Origin of the sequence: Chelativorans salis (assembly GCF_025336525.1) — a bacterium.
Classification (GTDB): Bacteria; Pseudomonadota; Alphaproteobacteria; order Rhizobiales; family Rhizobiaceae; genus Chelativorans; species Chelativorans salis.
In genome coordinates, this window is the sequence record NZ_JAOCZP010000007.1 from 34,891 (window position 1) to 53,453 (window position 18,563).

Below are 18,563 nucleotides of genomic sequence, written 5' to 3' on the forward strand. Positions count from 1 at the left end.
AATAGGCCTGCCTGCGGCTATGGTAGTGCCATGGCAGGCGCGATTCGCATCATTGGCATCGATCCCGGGCTGAGACGCACCGGCTGGGCGATCATCGAGACGCTGGGCAATTCGCTGCGTTTTGTGGCGGCTGGCACAGTGCGCTCGGACGAGAAAACCGATCTCGCCACGCGGCTCTGCCAGCTTCACGATGGCCTTTCCGGCATATTGCATACGCACACGCCGCAGGAGGCGGCGGTGGAAGCGACCTTCGTCAACAAGGATGCGGCGGCAACGCTGAAGCTCGGCCAGGCGCGCGGCATTGCCATGTTGGTGCCGGCGCGCGCCGGCTTGCGGGTGGCCGAATATGCGCCGAACGCGGTCAAGAAGGCGGTGATCGGCGTCGGCCATGGCGATAAGAAGCAGATCCACATGATGGTGAAGGTGCTGATGCCGAAAGCGCAATTCGATACCGACGACGCCGCGGATGCCATAGCCATCGCCATCTGCCATGCGCACCATAGACAGTCGGTCACCTCCCGTCTGGCCCTGGAAACGGCGAAATGATCGGCAAGCTGAAGGGCATCGTCGACGAGATCGGCGAGGATCACTGCATCGTCGACGTTGGCGGCGTCGGCTACGTCGCCTATTGCCCGGCGCGTACGCTGTCGAGCCTCGAGGGCGTGGGGACGGCGGTGACGCTGTTCATCGAGACCTATGTGCGCGAGGACATGATCCGCCTCTACGGCTTCCGCACGGTGCTGGAGCGCGAGTGGTTTCGCCTGTTGCAGAACAATGTGCAGGGCGTGGGGGCGAAGGTGGCGCTGTCGGTCCTTTCGACGCTTTCGGCGTCAGAGCTTGCCAACGCCATCGCACTCAAGGACGTAGCCATGGTGGCACGGGCGCCGGGCGTGGGCCGCAAGGTGGCCGAGCGGATCGTCACGGAGCTGAAGACCAAGGTGCCGGCCTATGCGGGCGAAGCAACGGGCACCATCGGATTGAAGCAGGAGCTGGGAGAGGGAGTGGCGGTCGCACCTGTCTCCGACGCGGTCTCGGCGCTGGCCAATCTCGGCTATTCGCGCGACGTGGCGGCGAACGCGGTGGCCGCGGCAATGAGGTCGGCGGGGGAAGGCGCGGATACGGGGACGCTGATCCGGCTGGGGCTGAAGGAGTTGGCGCGGTAGTGTTCCCGTCCTTGGATCCGGACGTTCGAGTATGCGCGTGGTGAAGTGTGGCTGGCGAGATCCTTGACGTCGATGATCTGGTCGTTGAGAAGCGGGAGCCGATGGTCGAGGCGGCCGGACAGGCGAGGAAAAACAGAACCGGGTTTTCAGATGTGATGGTTGCGTCGGGCAATCTCAGCACCGGCTGCGCGCGTGCGGTGGCATTCGACCGCCATGCGGGCAAGCGAAGTAAAGCCATGGAGTTGCTTTCATGAGCGAGGCCGACCGCCTCATCTCCTCCGACAAGCGCGGCGAGGATGTCGACGCCACGATGCGGCCGCAGACGCTCGACGAGTTCGTCGGGCAGAGAGCGGCGCGGGCGAACCTCAAGGTGTTCGTTGAAGCCGCGCGTGGGCGCGGAGAGGCGCTGGACCATGTGCTGTTCGTCGGGCCGCCGGGGCTCGGCAAGACGACGCTGGCGCAGATCATGGCGCGCGAGCTCGGCGTCAACTTCCGCGCGACGTCCGGTCCGGTGATCGCCAAGGCGGGCGATCTGGCGGCGCTGCTCACTAATCTGGAAGAGCGCGACGTTCTCTTCATCGACGAGATCCACCGGCTCAATCCGGCGGTGGAGGAGATCCTCTATCCGGCGATGGAGGACTACCAGCTCGACCTGATCATCGGCGAGGGGCCAGCGGCGCGCTCGGTGAAGATCGATCTTGCGAAGTTCACCCTGGTGGCGGCGACGACGCGGCTCGGGTTGCTCACCACACCGCTGCGCGACCGTTTCGGCATTCCCGTGCGGCTGGAGTTTTATACGGTGGAGGAGTTGCAGGCGATCGTCACCCGCGGAGCGCGCATCCTCGGTCTGCCCCTCACGGAAGATGGGTCAGAGGAGATCGCCCGGCGCGCCCGCGGAACGCCGCGCATCGCCGGCAGGCTCCTGCGCCGGGTGCGCGACTTCGCCTCGGTTGCGGGTGCGGAGAAGGTAACGCGCACGGTGGCCGATGAAGCGCTGTCGCGGCTGGAAGTTGACGCGCTCGGCCTTGACCAGCTCGACCGGCGCTACCTTACCATGATCGTGGAGAATTTCGGCGGCGGGCCTGTCGGTATCGATACCATCGCGGCGGGGCTTTCCGAGCCGCGCGACGCCATCGAGGACATCATCGAGCCTTATCTCATCCAGCAAGGCTTCATCCAGCGCACGCCGCGCGGGCGTGTGCTGGCGGCGCGGGCATGGAAACATCTGGGGCTGACGGCGCCGAAAGAGCTGACACAGGCGCAGATCAGCCTGTTCCAGGAAGAGGAATAGCAGTCATTGGCCGATGCCGACCGCAACGATGCGCTGACCGCCGGGCTCAGCGGCCAGCTTACACCCACGGGCCACCGGCTGATGGCGCGGGTCTATTTCGCCGATACGGATTTCACCGGCGTCGTCTACCACGCGCGCTATCTCGAGTTCCTGGAGCGTGGGCGGTCGGATTTCCTGCGCCTGGCCGGCGTCCATCACACAGAGCTTGCCGACGGCAAGCATGGGGAGCGGCTTTCCTGGGTGGTGCGGCGCATGGATATCGAGTTCCGTCAGCCTGCCCGCATCGATGATATCGTGACCGTGGATACGCGCTTGGAACGGATTTCCGGGGCGCGCATCTTCATGGCGCAGCAGCTTTCGCGCGATGGCGAACGCTTGGTGGAGGCGCGGGTGGAGGCGGCGATCATCGGCGTTTCAGGCAAGCCGCGGCGCTTTCCCAAGGAGTGGGCGGCGGCTTTTCTGCGCCGTCCTGCGTAAGGTGCTGCGCATAGAGTTTTGAATAATTACGGTTTCCGACAATTATTGGTGTCGTCGTAATATACCGTTAACCATGATTCCCCATATGATCTAGGTATAACCAGCGTTACGCGCGCCTTCCTTTGACCAAAATTTCCCGGAAAAAGGCGCGAATGAAAGCTCGCGGGGGGGCGCTGCGACTTCGTTGGGGTGATGCAGCCACGCGGGCGGGACGGATCGGCATTAAGATGCTGCCCAGATTTTACGAGGATGTTTGTCCATGGAAAGTGTAGCGCTCACCGCGCCGGGTGGGGATCTGTCCATCTGGGCGCTGTTCTGGCAGGCGGGATGGGTCGTCAAGCTGGTGATGATCGGCCTTCTGGCCGTCTCTATCTGGACCTGGGCCATTATCGTCGACAAGACGGTTGCCTATGCGCGAATGCGCGTCGCGCTCAACCGGTTTGAGCAGGTGTTCTGGTCCGGACAGTCGCTGGAGGAGCTCTACCGCTCGCTGTCGGAGCGCAAAACCTCGGGCATGGGCTCCATTTTCGTGGCGGCCATGCGTGAATGGAAAAAGAGCTTTGAGAAGGGTGCGCGCTCGCCGCTCGGCTTGCAAACGCGCGTCGACAAAGCGATGGACCTGGCGCTGACGCGGGAGATGGAGCGGCTGGAGGGCAAGCTCGGCTTCCTCGCTTCGATTGGTTCCTCGGCACCCTTCATCGGCCTCTTCGGCACGGTGGTGGGCATTATGACCTCATTCCAGGCCATCGCCGGCTCCAAATCCACAAATCTCGCCGTGGTGGCGCCGGGCATCGCCGAGGCGCTGCTGGCCACCGCCATGGGGCTCCTGGCGGCCATTCCCGCTGTCATTGCCTACAACAAACTGACATCCGATGCCGGCAAGCTGGCCTCCAGAATGGAGGGCTTTGCCGATGAGTTCTCTGCCATACTGTCGCGGCAAATTGATGAGAGAGCTGTACCGAAGCAAAGGGCAGAGGAGTACGCCTGATGGGCATGTCGGTTTCCTCGGCCAATGGGGTTGGGAACGGGCGCAGGCGCCGTGGGCGCCGGCACGCGCTGATGTCGGAGATCAACGTCACGCCTTTCGTGGATGTGATGCTGGTGCTGCTCATCATCTTCATGGTGGCCGCTCCGCTCTTGACGGTCGGCGTTCCCATCGACCTCCCCGAGACGCAAGCACGGGCGCTGAACTCCGAAACGACGCCGATCACCATATCGGTCAACAATGAGGGGCTGATCTATCTCCAGGAAACGGAGATCCCGATCGACGAGGTGGTGCCGAAGCTGGAGGCTATCGCCCAGGCCGGCTATGACGAGCGCATCTATGTGCGCGGCGACAAGTCGGCGGACTACGGCACGGTGATGCGGGTAATGGCGCGCATCTCGGCCGCCGGCTTCCGCAATCTCGGTCTCGTCACCCTGCAGGAACAGGACAGCTGATCTTCATGAAGACCGGTCTCGTCACATCGGTCACGATGCACGCGGTGCTTCTCGGCTTCGGGATTTTCTCGTTGTCGGCGCCACGCGCCTATGAAGTGGCCGATGTCGAGGCGCTACCGGTCGACATCGTTCCTGTCGATAGCTTGTCACAGGTTCAGGAAGGCGACAAAAAGGCGCCGTTGCGGCAGAAGCCCACTCCGACGCCGACGGAGCGTCCGGACATAGTGGAAAACGCGCAGAAGACAGGCGAGGCGGATACGGACCAGAAGACGCCGCCGACGCCGGAGGTGAGGCCAAAACCGGTGGAGGAGCGTACGGCCGAATCGGCCCCCGCTCCCAAGCCCCAGCCGAAGCCCGTGGAGAAGCCCGCCGAAGAGACGGAGCAGGCAAAAGCTGAAAATGTGCCTGCGCCGGCCACCGAGCGCGAGCCCGAGCCGCAGCCCCGACAGGAAGTCACGCCGGAACCGGCCGAGGAGCCCGTGGTGGCGGAGAATGCGGAAGATGAAAGCGTGAGACTGCCCCAATCAGCCCCCGTGCCGCGAGCGCGTCCGCAGCCGCCAAAGGCGCAGACCGCCAAGGCGCCGGAACGCAAGGAGACGGAAAAGCCGACCGCCCGCGAGCAGGCGAAGAGCGAGGAGAAGGATGAGGAGCTGCTTGATCAGGTGGCGGCGCTCCTGGACAAGCAGAAGGCCTCCGGCGGCGGTGCCAAGCGCTCCACGGAGGAAGCTGCGCTCGGCGGCGAGCGCACGACTGCCGGTGAGACGCTGACGCAGAGCGAGATGGATGCATTGCGCGGCCAGATCCAGCGCTGCTGGAACGTGCCGGCGGGCGCGATCGACGCGGAGAACCTCAAAGTGTCGCTCAAGTTCAAGCTGGATCCGAACGGCGCCGTCGAGGGGAGCCCCGAGATCATATCCGGCGGCAGCGGCTCCACCGTGGAGCGCGCAGCGGCCCTCTCGGCGCAGCGTGCTATCTTGCAGTGCGCGCCCTACAATCTGCCGGCTGAGAAATACAGCGCCTGGGCCGACGTCATCGTCAATTTCGATCCCACCGACATGTTCTGACACGAACACCCGACCGAGAATTCAAGAGGCATGAGCTGATGCGGAAATTCGTGAAAACGACCCTCGCCATCGTGACGCTTGTCGCGGGCTTTGCCGCGCTGGCTGTCGTCCCGGCGCGGGCGCTGGTGGAAATCGACATCAACAAGGGTGTCGTCGAGCCGGTACCGATCGCCATCACCGACTTTCTGTCGGGCGATGCGATGGGCACCGAGATCGCCGGCGTGATCTCCGCCGATCTCAGGCGCTCAGGTCTCTTCGCGCCGATCGAGAAGAACGCCTTCATCGAAAAGATATCCAATCCCGACGTGACGCCTCGCTTCGAGGACTGGAAGGTCATCAACGCCCAGGCCGTGGTGACGGGGCGCGTGACGCAGGAGCCGGACGGCCGGTTGCGTGTGGAGTTCCGTGTATGGGACACGTTTGCGGGGCGGCAGCTCGCGGGGGAGCAGCTCTTCGCCAACAAGGACAACTGGCGCCGCGTCGCGCACATCATCGCCGACACGATCTACGAGCAGTTCACCGGCGAGAAGGGCTATTTCGACAGCCGCATTGTCTATGTCAGCGAGTCCGGGCCGCGGGACAACCGCGTCAAGCGGCTTGCCATCATGGACCAGGACGGAGCCAGGCACGAGTACCTCTCCGACGGCCGCTCGATCGTGCTGACGCCGCGCTTTTCGCCGCAGCGTCAGGAAATCACCTACATGTCCTACGAGAGCGGCAATCCGCAGGTTTATCTGCTGCAGCTTGAAACAGGCCAGCGCGAGCTGGTGGGAAACTTCCCGGGCATGACCTTTGCCCCGCGCTTCTCGCCCAACGGCGACAAGGTCATCATGAGCCTGCTGCGCGAGGACGGCAACTCCAACATCTATACGATGGATCTGAGGACGCGGAACACGGCGCGGCTGACCGACACCAATGCCATCGACACCTCGCCTTCCTATTCGCCAGATGGCAGCCAGGTGGTCTTCACCTCCGACCGGGGCGGGAGGGCGCAGATCTACGTCATGGGTGCCGACGGCAGCAACCAGCGCCGCATCTCCTTCGGCGACGGCGCCTATTCGACACCGGTCTGGTCGCCGCGCGGCGATCTCATCGCCTTTACGAAGCAGAGCGGAGGGAATTTCCAGATCGGCGTGATGCGCACGGACGGTTCGGGCGAGCGGATCATCTCGTCGGGCTTTCTGCAGGAGGGGCCGACGTGGTCGCCCAATGGTCGGGTTATTATGTTCTTCCGCCAGGATGCAGGCGCGGCAGGGCCGAAACTCTATTCAATCGACCTGACAGGCCGCAACGAGCAGCCGGTGCCGACACCGACTTTCGGCTCGGATCCGGCCTGGTCTCCACTGCTGAAGTGATTTCCGCCGCCTTTCAGCCGCATTTGCCACTACCGTCCGAATCACGGTTTTTGTAATGTGGTGCGGGTGGGGACAGTGCGAAAACAACGAAACGTTAACCTCGTTTCTTGAACGCGCGTTAACCGCACCATGGTTACTAGGTGTTGAAGAAATCCACTCAAATGCCAAGGAGTGACGGCAATGCGCCGTATCGCAGCCCTGACTAGAAATCCCGTCGCCATCGCCCTTTTCGCCGCTCTCGCGGTCGCGGGATGTCGGTCTCAGCAACAGGTTCCCAACACGGCGGCCGATCTCGGCCTGGGAGGCGGCGCGGGGTCGGCGACGCCGGGTTCCACGCAGGAGTTTACGGTCAGCGTCGGCGATCGCATCTTCTTCGATACGGATTCCTCCGTCATTCGCTCCGACGCGCAGGCGACGCTTACTCGTCAGGCGCAGTGGCTGAACAGGTACCCGTCCTACTCCATCACCATGGAAGGCCATGCCGACGAGCGCGGCACGCGTGAATACAACTTGGCGCTGGGCGCCCGCCGTGCCGCTGCCGCTCGCGACTTCCTGGTGTCGCAGGGCGTGCCAGCCAACCGCATCCGCACGATCTCCTACGGCAAGGAGCGGCCGGTGGCCGTCTGCGACGACATCTCCTGCTGGTCGCAGAACCGGCGCGCCGTCACAGTGTTGAACGGGGCGGGAAGCTGACGCCCGAGCGAGAGTGGTTCACGAGGGCGGCAAACGATGCCGCCCTTTTTGCATGGCGCACACAATCAAAATTTGGCCGAAGTCTCACGGCCTGATAAAGGGAAGGCGGGGCCGCTGCCGCCGCCTTTATCATGTCCTTTTCGAGAGCGAGACAGGAATGCAGTTCCGAACATTTTTGACCGGTCTGTCCGTTGTAGCCTTCTCCCTCGCCGCTACGGTGGGGATCGGCGAAGCGGGATTCCAGCCGCGTCTGTCCGACGCTCCCTCCATCGGCCACGAACGCCGTCATGAAGCACCCATTATCTTGGCCCAGGCGAGCGACCCGCGCCTTGTCGGCCTTGAGGAAGAGGTGCGGCGGCTGAACGGCCGGGTGGAGGAGCTCAACTTCCAACTCCTGGAAATGCAGGACCAACTGCGCCGCATGCAGGAAGACAACGAATTCCGTTTCCAGGAGCTGGAGGGCAAGCGCTCCGAGGCGACGGGCCAAGAACCGCTAGAAAGGGCTGAGCGTCCCGCAGTCCCCTCTGGCGATCCCGCGACAGGCACGACCAGCACGGCGGATACCACTGCCCCGACCCAGGGAGAGCCGCCGCGTACGCTTGGCACCCTGACCCTCGACGAGAACGGCAATCTCGTCTCCAACGGTACCAGCGGGCCGGTGGATCTCTTGCATGGCAACCAGGACACCGGCAATGGCGGCTCCATCGTCGCCGCTGTGCCGCCCTCCGATGATCCGGATGAGATCTACCGCAATGCTTACGAGTTCGTTCTTTCCGGCGACTACGGTACGGCGGAGGCTGGGTTCCGTCAGTATCTGGAGCGTTTTCCAGACGGGCAGCATGCCGCCGACGCCAGTTTTTGGCTGGGCGAGGCGCTTTTGGGGCAGGACCGCCACCGCGAGGCGGCGGAGGTCTTCCTGCAGGCCAACCGCGACCACCCCAACGCCGGCAAGGCGCCGGAAATGCTCCTGAAGCTCGGCGTCTCCCTCGCCGCGCTCGACCAGATCGACGTCGCCTGCGCAACCTTTACCGAAATCGGCCAGCGCTATCCGCAGGCCTCCGACGCGCTCAGGGAGCGGGTCAGGCGGGAACAGGCTTCTGCCGGTTGCTGAGCCAGGTTTCCCCGCCCGCGGCGGGTCCTCTCTTTTCCGCGATCGATCTTGCCGGGCGCAGATGCGTGATTGCGGCAGTCTCAGGCGGCGGCGACTCGCTTGCCCTTCTGCTCCTTCTCCACGACTATCTGAAAAGCGCGCAAAGCGGACCATCGCTTCTGGCCGTGACGGTAGATCACGGCCTTCGCCCCGAGGCCGCGGAGGAGGCACGTGCGGTAGGCCGGCTGTGCGCAGCGCACGGCATTGCGCATCGTGTTCTTCGATGGGAGGGGCGGAAACCGGCGACCGGGCTCTCGGCTGCGGCGCGGGAAGCCCGGCTGCGGCTTCTGGCGGGCGCGGCGGACGAGGCGGGCAGTGATCTCGTGTTGACTGGCCACGCGGCGGACGACCAGGCCGAGACGCTGGCCATGCGGCTGAAGCGCGGAGGCGGGCGTGGAACCGCAGGCATCGCTCCCGCCACGCTCTACGACGGCCGCGTCTGGTTCGTACGGCCGCTTCTCGGCGCGCGCCGAAGCGCGCTGCGCCGCCTTCTTCAGGCGCAAGGCATCGGCTGGTTCGAAGACCCCAGCAACAAGGACCGGCGGTTCGAACGGGCGCGCGTGCGACAGACGCTGGACGAAGAGGATGTCGAGCGGCTCGTCGACCGGGCGCGGGAAACGGGCCTTGCGCGGGAGGAGGCAGGGGAACACGCTGCCACGTTCATCTCCGGCACGACGCGGCTTGTTGTGCCAGGACTCCTTTGCCTGCCGCATTCAGCGCTACGACAGGCGGAGGAGAGCGTGGCCCTCTATACGCTCCGGATCCTTCTGGCGGTCGCCGGCGGCACGCAGCATCTGCCGGACGAGACACGGACCGCGGCTATTCTGGCGCGTGCGGGAGACGAAGGCTTTCGCGCCACCTTGTCGCGGGCGGTTATCGCCGCAAGGCGTGGAGGTCTCTATATTCATCGGGAGAGGCGTAATCTGCCTCGGCTCGCCGTCGCCGGCGGTATGATCTGGGACGGGCGATACCGCGTCCAGGTGCGTGAAACGCCAAGCGACTTGATGCTCGCTCCTTTCGGCACCGAGAACGTGCGGGCATCCGAGCTAGCCGATCTGGATGCACCCGCCGGTCTTGCGCGCTCGGCGCTTGCCGCCGAACCGGCGCTTTGGCGCGATGGGCGGTTTCTCGGTCGTGCAAGCGAGGGAGCGGCGGTGTCTCTGCAGTCGGTGGCGGGGCCGTGGGCGCGGTTTTTGCCCACGTTCGATCTCGCTCCAGCACGGGCGGTCGCCAAGGTGATAGGCGGTGCGACTATTCAGCCTTCGCCATGGCGCGGCCACAAAGGGGATAACAGATAACCATATCGGCTGGGATATGAGCGCAATAGCGGGCTTGCGCTTGGCAATATTGCGCACGCTCCCTATGTTAGTTGAAACCCGTGCTTTGGGATGATGCCGGCCTCGGCGCACTTACAGGACGCACATGAATCCGAATTACAGAAATTTCGCGCTGTGGGCGATCATCGCCGTTCTGCTCATCGCGCTGTTCAACCTCTTCCAGGCGCCGCAGCAGCGTGGAGCGACGCGCGACATCGCCTATTCGCAGTTCCTTCAGGAACTGGCGAACGGCCGCGTTGAGAGCGTGACGATTACCGGCGATCGCATCACCGGCACCTACACGGATAACCAGACGCCGTTCCAGACTTATTCTCCGGGAGATCCGAGCCTCGTGCAGCGGCTGGAAGACCGTGGCGTGACCATCAACGCACGGCCGGAATCGGACGGCTCCAACTCCATATTGGGCTACTTCATCTCCTGGCTGCCGATGATCCTCATCCTCGCCGTGTGGATATTCTTCATGCGGCAGATGCAGTCGGGCTCCGGCCGCGCCATGGGTTTCGGTAAGTCCAAGGCGAAGCTTCTTACCGAGGCGCATGGCCGCGTCACCTTCCAGGATGTGGCGGGCGTCGACGAGGCGAAGGAAGACCTGGAGGAGATCGTCGAGTTCCTGCGTGATCCGCAGAAGTTCCAGCGCCTGGGCGGCAAGATCCCACGCGGCGTGCTTCTGGTCGGCCCTCCGGGAACGGGTAAGACGCTGCTTGCCCGCTCCGTCGCCGGCGAGGCGAATGTTCCGTTCTTCACGATCTCCGGCTCCGACTTCGTTGAGATGTTTGTCGGTGTCGGTGCTTCGCGCGTGCGCGATATGTTCGAGCAGGCCAAGAAGAACGCGCCCTGCATCATCTTCATCGATGAGATCGACGCGGTCGGCCGCCATCGCGGCGCCGGCCTTGGCGGCGGTAACGACGAGCGCGAGCAAACGCTGAACCAGTTGCTGGTCGAGATGGATGGCTTCGAGGCCAACGAGGGCATCATCCTGATCGCCGCCACCAACCGGCCCGACGTGCTCGATCCGGCGCTCCTGCGTCCCGGCCGCTTCGACCGGCAGGTCGTGGTGCCGAACCCGGACATTGCCGGACGCGAGAAGATCCTCAAGGTTCACGTGCGCAACGTGCCGCTGGCGCCCAATGTCGACCTGAAGATCGTCGCGCGCGGCACGCCGGGCTTCTCCGGTGCCGATCTCGCCAACCTGGTCAACGAGGCCGCCCTGATGGCTGCGCGCCGTAACAAGCGTCTCGTCACCATGGCTGAGTTCGAGGACGCCAAGGACAAGGTGATGATGGGCGCGGAACGGCGCTCGCACGCCATGACCCAGGAGGAGAAGGAACTGACCGCCTTCCACGAGGCGGGGCACGCCGTGGTGGCGCTCCACACGCCGTCCTCCGATCCGGTGCACAAGGCGACCATCATTCCGCGTGGGCGGGCGCTCGGCATGGTCATGCAGTTGCCCGAGGGCGACCGCTATTCCATGAGCTACAGGTGGATGATCTCGCGGCTCGCCACCATGATGGGCGGTCGCGTGGCCGAGGAGATCAAGTTCGGCAAGGAGAACATCACCTCCGGTGCGGCCTCCGATATCGAGCAGGCGACCAAACTTGCCCGCGCCATGGTCACGCAGTGGGGCTTTTCCGACAAGCTCGGTCAGGTCGCCTATGGTGAGAACCAGGAAGAGGTATTCCTCGGCCACTCCGTGGCGCGTCATCAGAACATGTCGCAGGAGACGCAGCAGAAGATCGACCAGGAGGTGCGCAGGCTCATCGACGAGGCCTATACCAAGGCGCGCGAAATCCTGACCAAGAAGAAGAAGGAATGGATCGCTGTCGCCGAAGGCCTGCTCGAATACGAGACGCTGTCGGGCGACGAAATCCGTGCCATCATCCGCGGCGAGAAGCCGGCGCGCGACCTTGGCGATGATACACCGCCGTCGCGCGGCTCCACCGTGCCCAAGGCCGGTGCGCGCAAGGAAAACAAGAAGGGCGGCGAAGAGCCCGACGCCGGGATGGAACCACAACCGCAAGGGTAGGAACCGTCACAGCGACATAAAAATCCACAGTGCTGCGGGGCCTTGGCGCCCCGCAGTTTTGTTAGCGCATCGCTTCCTGTATCACGGTTGTTTACCTACCGTTAATCATGGTGGGCAAGCACCTATTCATATAGATCGGTTACGATTTCTGACATAAAGTGATGAGCACAAGCTCCCGAACCTGTGGCAAATGAAGATGGGGACCGCAGTTTTGCGACAAATTTCCAAACCGGTGCGGGCAAAAAAAGACATGACGAAGAGATACTTCGGGACCGACGGCATCCGCGGTCGTGCCAATCGATTTCCTATGACAGCCGAGGTGGCCATGAAGGTGGGTATGGCCGCCGGCTTGACCTTCCAGAACGGCAACCATCGCCATCGCGTGGTGCTTGGCAAGGACACGCGCCTTTCCGGCTACATGATCGAGAACGCACTGGTTTCCGGTTTCTGCGCGGCAGGCATGGACGTGTTCCTTCTGGGGCCGATCCCGACGCCGGCGGTGGCTATGCTGGTGCGCTCGCTTCGGGCCGATATCGGCGTCATGATCTCGGCTTCGCACAATCCGTTCGAGGACAACGGCATCAAGCTGTTCGGGCCCGACGGCTATAAACTTTCCGACAAGATCGAGGGACGCATCGAGGCGATGCTCGACAAGGACATCGAGCTGGCGCTGGCCGATGCCGAAATGCTCGGCCGGGCAAAGCGCGTCGACGGCGTGCATGATCGCTATATCGAATTCGCCAAGCGCACACTGCCGCGGGCCATGTCGCTCTCGGGGCTGCGCATCGTCGTCGACTGCGCCAACGGTGCAGCCTATAAGGTGGCACCCGCTGCCCTCTGGGAACTGGGTGCGGAGGTGGTGGCCATCCACGTCGACCCGGACGGCCTCAACATCAACAGCGATTGCGGCTCGACCAGCCCCTTGAGCCTTGCAAAGAAGGTGCACGAAGTGCGTGCCGACATCGGTATCGCGCTCGACGGCGATGCAGACAGGGTGGTGATCGTCGACGAGAACGGCACCGTGGTCGACGGCGACCAGATCATGGCGCTGATTGCGCAGTCCTGGCATGAGAGCGAGCGGCTGGCCGGCGGCGGCATCGCCGCTACGGTGATGTCCAATCTCGGCCTGGAGCGCTTCCTGAAGGGCCGCGGGCTCGATCTGCACCGCACCAAGGTGGGCGACCGCTACGTGGTGGAGCACATGCGCGCCAACGGGCTCAACGTGGGCGGTGAGCAGTCCGGCCATGTCATCCTTTCCGACTTCGCTACCTCGGGCGACGGCCTGGTCACGGCGCTGCAGGTTCTGGCCTGCATCAAGCGCGAGAACCGCCCGGCCAGTGAGGTGTGCCGCAAGTTCGAGCCGGTGCCGCAGGTCTTGAAGAACGTGCGTACCAGCGGCGGCAAGCCGCTCGAGAGGGCGCCGGTCAAGGCGGCGATCGCCGAGGCGCAGTCACGGCTTGGCGAGAGCGGTCGTCTCGTCATCCGCCCCTCCGGCACCGAACCGCTCATCCGTGTGATGGCCGAAGGCGACGATCCCGATCTGGTGCACGCCGTGGTCGACGATATCATCGGTGCCATCGCCAATGCTCGCACGGCGGCCTAGGAACCCGTCGGTCTTCAGCCTGCCAGACTGGTTAAAACCGGCTACGACACGCAGGCTGTGCCTGACGCGGCTCCAATTTCCACTTGAATAAGAACAAACTTATCGCTGCATGAAAACGCGGAAATCAAACTGTTAGGGTTAAGCGGCGTTTAACTTTTTTGCTCCAATCTTCACCATGACTCAACCAAGCGAGGCGCCAAACCGTGCGGCCGTCGTATTTTTGGGGGATGGGGAAAGATGCTGAAGACGATGAAGCCGGTTATCGTGGCTGCCGCGGTTGCCTTCGCCACCGGCGCCTACGCTGCCGACATCTATGAACCGCCGGTGGTGGAGATGCCGCCACCGCAGTACGTTGAAAAGGAGGTGGCCGCGGGCGGCTGGTACCTGCGCGGGGACATCAACTATCACTGGTCGAAACTGCGCGGTACCGAATACATCACCTATGGTCCGCCGCCCGGCACGGACGATTTCGACACCACGGATCTCGATGGCGCCATGTCGCTTGGCGCGGGCGTCGGCTATCAGATGACGCGTTATCTGCGCACCGACTTCACGGCGGACTACTGGTTCAAGTCAGACTTTCGCGGCACGACCTCGGGCGTGTGCGGCGATCCGCCCGTGCCCTGTACGTCGACTGACAGATCGGCTTATTCGGCGCTTCTCCTGATGGCTAATGCCTATGTCGACCTTGGCACCTATCGTGGTGTCACACCCTATGTCGGCGCGGGTATCGGCGGCGCATATGTGAAGTGGGACGATCTCGAAAACACCATCGACGGCGAAACGGATGTGCACAGAGGTGCCAAGAATTGGCGCTTTGCCTGGTCGCTCATGGCGGGTGCGTCCTATTGCCTGACCGAGAACCTGCAGCTCGACGCCGGCTATCGCTTCAGCCGTATCGAGGGAGGGCGCATGTTCGAAGAATCCGGCTTCGGCGTTGGCCCCGGCTACGACGACGGCTTCAACGTGCACGAGGCGCGTGCGGGCCTGCGCTATTCGTTCGGCGGCGGCAATCCGAACTGCGCCGTGCCGCAGATGGTGGCCTACGACCCGCCGCCTTTCAAGTACGAGCCGCCGGTCTACAAATAAACATATCTTCCATCGTACCTGTAGGCCGCCCGGCTTTCCGCCGGGCGGCCTTTTTCGTATCGCTCGTTCACGCACTGTTATCCTTAACCATGACTTAACCGAAATGGTTAACACTGCCTCTCGACTGGCGGCGGGGGGCAAGCACTGCTCCGTCGCATTTTCGCGGAGCAGGTTATGTATAAATTTTCCAGCACTCTCATTCTGATCGTTGCGGGTGCCGCGCTGGCGACATCCGCCGGCGCGGCCGATTACGACCCGCCCATCGTCATAGAGGAAGCGCCGCAATACGTGCCGGTGGAGTTCGGTTCGGGGTGGTATCTGCGCGGCGACGTCACCTACAGCGTCAACGATTCGGTGTATGATTTCAGCCTCTTCGGCGAAGAGGCGGACAACAACCGTTTTGGAGGCAGCATCGGTGTCGGCTATCACTTCACCGACATGCTGCGGGCAGATGTCAATCTCGCCTATATAGGGGACGACAGCTTTGACTACGACAACGGAGTCGATTCGGTATCGGGCGAGAACCGGGTGTTGGGCGCGATCGTCAACGGTTACGTCGACCTCGGCACCTTTGTCGGCATCACCCCTTATGTCGGTGCCGGTGCCGGCCTCGTCTTTTCCAAGCACGAGCTGGAGGTTGATTCACCGACGCTGAATACTCCGCCCTCCCCATCGGATCGGCAATACAAGTTCGCCTACACACTCAACGCAGGCGTCAACTATCAGGTCACGAAAAACGTCTCTCTGGACGTGGGTTATCAATACCTCAACTCGCCGAGTCTGGAATATCTCGACGTATCCTCCAATACCGTCGAGGACGGCGTGGACTATCACCAGGTCAAGGTCGGACTGCGCTACGATCTCTGGTAAGTCCCGGCAAAGGCTCAAAGTTTCCGCGGTGGCGGGCGGAAGGGCCCGCCATGCGCTGCTCTGTCTCGTGAAGAACCTGCTTGACGCGGCGGCCCTGACAGCATAACCCCCTCCGTGGGCCACCCCTCCCCACCGAGGGGCGAGCTATCTGGAAGGGTAGAACATCATGAGCACACTCCCCAAGCCGGACATCCGTCCGGCCAATCCCTATTTTTCATCAGGACCTTGCGCAAAGCGCCCCGGCTGGACGCCCGAGGCGTTGAAGGATGCCGCGCTCGGACGCTCCCACCGTGCCAAGATCGGCAAGGAAAAGCTCGGACGGGCAATCGAGCTCACGCGCGGGGTTCTTCAGGTTCCCTCAGACTACCGCATCGGTATTGTGCCGGCGTCGGACACCGGCGCCGTCGAGATGGCGCTTTGGTCGCTGCTCGGCGAACGCGGCGTCGACATGGTCGCTTGGGAATCCTTCGGCGCCGGCTGGGTGACGGATGTCCTCAAGCAGCTCAAGCTTGCTGACGCGCGGCGCATCGAGGCGGACTACGGCCAGCTGCCGGACCTCGCGCAGATCGATTTCGACCGCGACGTGGTTTTCACCTGGAACGGCACGACCTCCGGCGTGCGTGTACCGAACGGCGACTTCATCCCCGCCGACCGTAAGGGGCTGACCATCTGCGACGCCACCTCCGCCGCCTTCGCGCAGCGGCTTGATTTTTCCAAGCTCGATGTCGTCACTTTCTCCTGGCAGAAGGTGCTGGGCGGCGAGGCCGCGCACGGCATCCTCATCCTCAGCCCGCGTGCCGTAGAGCGGCTGGAAAATTACACGCCCCCCTGGCCGTTGCCGAAGATCTTCCGCCTGACCAAGGGCGGAAAACTGATCGAGGGCATTTTCAAGGGCGAAACCATCAACTCCCCCTCCATGCTGTGCGTGGAAGATTATCTCGACGCACTTTCCTGGGCGCAGTCGGTGGGCGGGCTCGAAGGCCTCATCGCTCGCGCCGATGCCAACTTCGCCGTCATCGACCGGTTCGTTGAAAGGAGCGATTGGCTCGCGCATCTGGCGCAGGACCCGGCCACGCGCTCCAACACCTCTGTGTGCCTGTCGATCGTAGACGAGACGGTGGCTCGGCTCGATTCCGACGCCAAGGCGGCCTTCGCCAAGGGCATGGTATCCCGGCTCGACAAGGAGGGTGTGGCCTATGACATCGGCCATTACCGCGACGCACCTCCAGGCCTCAGGATCTGGGCCGGCGCGACCGTCGAGACCTCCGATCTGGAGGCTTTGATGCCTTGGCTCGACTGGGCATTCCAGGAACAGAAGGCGGCGCTAGAGAGCGCCTGAACAGTCCAGCGCCGACGTCGGCGCTGCCTCTTCCCACCGCATTCGCTTTATACGGAGCCCCTGAAATGGCACCTCGCGTTCTCGTTTCCGACAAGCTTTCGCCCACGGCCGTCGATATCTTCAAGCATCACGGCATCGAGGTGGACTATCAGCCGGATCTCGGCAAGGACAAGGAAAAGCTCCTTGCCATCATCGACCAGTATGATGGTCTGGCGATCCGCTCGGCTACCAAGGTGACGGAAAAGCTGATTAACGCCGCGACCAATCTGAAGGTCGTCGGCCGGGCCGGCATCGGCGTCGACAACGTCGACATCCCCGCCGCCTCGCGCCGCGGCATCATCGTCATGAACACGCCCTTCGGCAACTCCATCACGACGGCCGAGCACGCGATTGCCATGATCTTTGCGGTGGCACGGCAGATCCCCGAAGCCAACGCCTCCACCCACAACGGCAAGTGGGAGAAGAATCGCTTCATGGGCGTCGAGATCACCGGCAAGACGCTAGGCGTCATCGGCTGCGGCAACATCGGCTCGGTGGTGGCTATGCGCGCCATCGGGCTGAAGATGCACGTGGTGGCGTTCGACCCGTTCCTCTCCCAGCAGCGGGCGGAGGAACTGGGCGTGGAGAAGGTGGAACTGGACGAGTTGTTCGCCCGTGCCGACTTCATCACGCTGCATACGCCGCTCACCGACAAGACACGGGGCATCATCAATGCCGCGGCGATCGCTAAGATGAAGGACGGCGTGCGCATCATCAATTGCGCACGTGGCGGCCTGGTCGTCGAGGCCGATCTGGTCGAAGCCTTGAAATCCGGCAAGGTGGCGGGCGCCGGCATCGATGTGTTCGAGAACGAGCCGGCTACGGAAAACCCGCTATTCAACCTGCCGAACGTGGTGTGCACGCCGCATCTCGGCGCCTCGACCACCGAGGCGCAGGAGAATGTCGCCCTGCAGGTGGCCGAGCAGATGTCGGACTACCTCATCAAGGGCGCGGTCACCAATGCCATTAACATGCCCTCGATCAGCGCCGAGGAGGCGCCGCGGCTGAAGCCTTTCATCAAGCTGGCCGAGGTGCTGGGCGCCTTCGTCGGCCAAGTGACGGAGGAGGCGATCCGCGAGGTGGAGGTGGTGTTCGACGGCTCCACCGCCGCCATGAACACGCGTGCCCTCATCAGTGCCGCGCTGGCGGGCCTCATCCGGCCGCAGGTCTCCGACGTCAACATGGTCTCCGCCCCCATCATGGCCAAGGAGCGCGGCGTCATCCTGTCGGAGGTCAAGCGCGACAAATCGGGCGTCTTCGACGGCTATATCAAGCTGACGGTGAAGACCTCTGCCAAGACACGGTCGATCGCCGGCACGGTCTTCTCCGACGGCAAGCCGCGCTTCATCCAGATCAAGGGCATCAACCTCGATGCCGAGGTGGGCGAGCACATGCTTTACACCACCAACTACGATACGCCCGGCATCATCGGACTGCTCGGCACCATCTGTGCCAAGCACGGCGTGAACATCGCCAACTTCCAGCTCGGCCGCAACCGGCCGGGGGGCGATGCCATTGCGCTCCTGTATCTCGACGCGCCTTTCCCTGAGAACGTGCTTCAGGAGTTGAAGGCGACGGATTCCATCATCTCGGCCAAGCCGTTGCATTTCGACGTGAGTGCGTAGTCTGA

18 protein-coding genes are annotated in these 18,563 nt (G+C 63.4%); all 18 read left to right on the plus strand.

The features are described 5' to 3' along the window. Window positions 1-30: 30 nt before the first annotated feature. The 18 genes from ruvC (at window position 31) to serA (ending at window position 18,558) form a co-directional block, all read left to right on the plus strand. A complete protein-coding gene (gene ruvC, locus N5A92_RS19870) occupies window positions 31-546 on the plus strand; it encodes a crossover junction endodeoxyribonuclease RuvC (protein WP_260905717.1) in 516 nt (171 codons plus the stop codon). Next, entirely contained in the window at window positions 543-1,163 is a 621-nt protein-coding gene (gene ruvA, locus N5A92_RS19875; protein ID WP_260905719.1) for a Holliday junction branch migration protein RuvA, read from the plus strand. Before ruvC ends, ruvA begins: the two co-directional genes overlap by 4 nt. A gap of 47 nt (window positions 1,164-1,210) precedes the next feature. Next, the gene (locus tag N5A92_RS19880; RefSeq protein ID WP_260905721.1) at window positions 1,211-1,417 is read left to right on the plus strand and encodes a hypothetical protein; all 207 of its coding nucleotides are present in this window, start codon (window positions 1,211-1,213) and stop codon (window positions 1,415-1,417) included. After that, complete coding sequence (ruvB, locus tag N5A92_RS19885; protein ID WP_260905722.1) at window positions 1,414-2,454, plus strand: Holliday junction branch migration DNA helicase RuvB; 1,041 nt, start codon at window positions 1,414-1,416, stop codon at window positions 2,452-2,454. The genes N5A92_RS19880 and ruvB overlap by 4 nt, the downstream gene beginning before the upstream one ends. Before the next feature lie 6 nt (window positions 2,455-2,460). Next, window positions 2,461-2,931, plus strand: a complete 471-nt coding sequence (gene ybgC / locus N5A92_RS19890; protein ID WP_260905723.1) for a tol-pal system-associated acyl-CoA thioesterase — start codon at window positions 2,461-2,463, stop codon at window positions 2,929-2,931. Window positions 2,932-3,190: 259 nt separating this feature from the next. Continuing rightward, window positions 3,191-3,919 (plus strand): protein TolQ, encoded by a 729-nt coding sequence (gene tolQ, locus N5A92_RS19895; RefSeq protein ID WP_260905724.1) that lies wholly within the window; start codon window positions 3,191-3,193, stop codon window positions 3,917-3,919. After that, window positions 3,919-4,371, plus strand: coding sequence for a protein TolR (gene tolR, locus N5A92_RS19900; protein WP_260905725.1), 453 nt, complete (start codon window positions 3,919-3,921; stop codon window positions 4,369-4,371). Before tolQ ends, tolR begins: the two co-directional genes overlap by 1 nt. 5 nt (window positions 4,372-4,376) lie before the next feature. Continuing rightward, the gene (locus tag N5A92_RS19905; RefSeq protein ID WP_260905726.1) at window positions 4,377-5,435 is read left to right on the plus strand and encodes a cell envelope integrity TolA family protein; all 1,059 of its coding nucleotides are present in this window, start codon (window positions 4,377-4,379) and stop codon (window positions 5,433-5,435) included. Between the two features lie 38 nt (window positions 5,436-5,473). After that, the gene (gene tolB / locus N5A92_RS19910) at window positions 5,474-6,790 is read left to right on the plus strand and encodes a Tol-Pal system beta propeller repeat protein TolB (protein ID WP_260905727.1); all 1,317 of its coding nucleotides are present in this window, start codon (window positions 5,474-5,476) and stop codon (window positions 6,788-6,790) included. Window positions 6,791-6,970: 180 nt separating this feature from the next. Next, the gene (pal, locus tag N5A92_RS19915; protein WP_260905728.1) at window positions 6,971-7,483 is read left to right on the plus strand and encodes a peptidoglycan-associated lipoprotein Pal; all 513 of its coding nucleotides are present in this window, start codon (window positions 6,971-6,973) and stop codon (window positions 7,481-7,483) included. Between the two features lie 157 nt (window positions 7,484-7,640). Next, entirely contained in the window at window positions 7,641-8,594 is a 954-nt protein-coding gene (gene ybgF / locus N5A92_RS19920) for a tol-pal system protein YbgF (RefSeq protein ID WP_260905730.1), read from the plus strand. A gap of 65 nt (window positions 8,595-8,659) precedes the next feature. Further along, complete coding sequence (tilS, locus tag N5A92_RS19925; protein WP_260905732.1) at window positions 8,660-9,931, plus strand: tRNA lysidine(34) synthetase TilS; 1,272 nt, start codon at window positions 8,660-8,662, stop codon at window positions 9,929-9,931. Between the two features lie 124 nt (window positions 9,932-10,055). Beyond that, a complete protein-coding gene (ftsH, locus tag N5A92_RS19930; protein WP_260905734.1) occupies window positions 10,056-11,993 on the plus strand; it encodes an ATP-dependent zinc metalloprotease FtsH in 1,938 nt (645 codons plus the stop codon). Between the two features lie 250 nt (window positions 11,994-12,243). After that, window positions 12,244-13,596 (plus strand): phosphoglucosamine mutase, encoded by a 1,353-nt coding sequence (gene glmM, locus N5A92_RS19935; protein WP_260905736.1) that lies wholly within the window; start codon window positions 12,244-12,246, stop codon window positions 13,594-13,596. Between the two features lie 237 nt (window positions 13,597-13,833). After that, window positions 13,834-14,685 (plus strand): outer membrane protein, encoded by an 852-nt coding sequence (locus N5A92_RS19940; protein WP_260905737.1) that lies wholly within the window; start codon window positions 13,834-13,836, stop codon window positions 14,683-14,685. 174 nt (window positions 14,686-14,859) lie between these two features. Beyond that, window positions 14,860-15,555: an outer membrane protein gene (locus N5A92_RS19945; protein ID WP_260905739.1), complete on the plus strand. Its 696-nt coding sequence runs from the start codon at window positions 14,860-14,862 to the stop codon at window positions 15,553-15,555. Window positions 15,556-15,721: 166 nt separating this feature from the next. Beyond that, window positions 15,722-16,894, plus strand: coding sequence for a phosphoserine transaminase (locus tag N5A92_RS19950; protein ID WP_260905741.1), 1,173 nt, complete (start codon window positions 15,722-15,724; stop codon window positions 16,892-16,894). Window positions 16,895-16,959: 65 nt separating this feature from the next. Beyond that, on the plus strand, window positions 16,960-18,558 hold the full coding sequence (serA, locus tag N5A92_RS19955; protein WP_260905743.1) for a phosphoglycerate dehydrogenase: 1,599 nt from the start codon (window positions 16,960-16,962) through the stop codon (window positions 18,556-18,558). Window positions 18,559-18,563: the final 5 nt, after the last annotated feature.

Excerpts from the sequence above, each read along its gene's own strand:
- ybgF (WP_260905730.1), top strand. The coding sequence starts at position 7,641 with ATGCAGTTCCGAACATTTTTGACCGGTCTGTCCGTTGTAGCCTTCTCC.
- tolR (WP_260905725.1), top strand. The coding sequence starts at position 3,919 with ATGGGCATGTCGGTTTCCTCGGCCAATGGGGTTGGGAACGGGCGCAGG.
- N5A92_RS19940 (WP_260905737.1), top strand. The coding sequence starts at position 13,834 with ATGCTGAAGACGATGAAGCCGGTTATCGTGGCTGCCGCGGTTGCCTTC.
- tolB (WP_260905727.1), top strand. The coding sequence starts at position 5,474 with ATGCGGAAATTCGTGAAAACGACCCTCGCCATCGTGACGCTTGTCGCG.
- pal (WP_260905728.1), top strand. The coding sequence starts at position 6,971 with ATGCGCCGTATCGCAGCCCTGACTAGAAATCCCGTCGCCATCGCCCTT.
- ruvC (WP_260905717.1), top strand. The coding sequence starts at position 31 with ATGGCAGGCGCGATTCGCATCATTGGCATCGATCCCGGGCTGAGACGC.
- serA (WP_260905743.1), top strand. The coding sequence starts at position 16,960 with ATGGCACCTCGCGTTCTCGTTTCCGACAAGCTTTCGCCCACGGCCGTC.
- tolQ (WP_260905724.1), top strand. The coding sequence starts at position 3,191 with ATGGAAAGTGTAGCGCTCACCGCGCCGGGTGGGGATCTGTCCATCTGG.
- ruvB (WP_260905722.1), top strand. The coding sequence starts at position 1,414 with ATGAGCGAGGCCGACCGCCTCATCTCCTCCGACAAGCGCGGCGAGGAT.
- N5A92_RS19950 (WP_260905741.1), top strand. The coding sequence starts at position 15,722 with ATGAGCACACTCCCCAAGCCGGACATCCGTCCGGCCAATCCCTATTTT.
- ftsH (WP_260905734.1), top strand. The coding sequence starts at position 10,056 with ATGAATCCGAATTACAGAAATTTCGCGCTGTGGGCGATCATCGCCGTT.
- N5A92_RS19945 (WP_260905739.1), top strand. The coding sequence starts at position 14,860 with ATGTATAAATTTTCCAGCACTCTCATTCTGATCGTTGCGGGTGCCGCG.
- glmM (WP_260905736.1), top strand. The coding sequence starts at position 12,244 with ATGACGAAGAGATACTTCGGGACCGACGGCATCCGCGGTCGTGCCAAT.
- N5A92_RS19905 (WP_260905726.1), top strand. The coding sequence starts at position 4,377 with ATGAAGACCGGTCTCGTCACATCGGTCACGATGCACGCGGTGCTTCTC.
- ruvA (WP_260905719.1), top strand. The coding sequence starts at position 543 with ATGATCGGCAAGCTGAAGGGCATCGTCGACGAGATCGGCGAGGATCAC.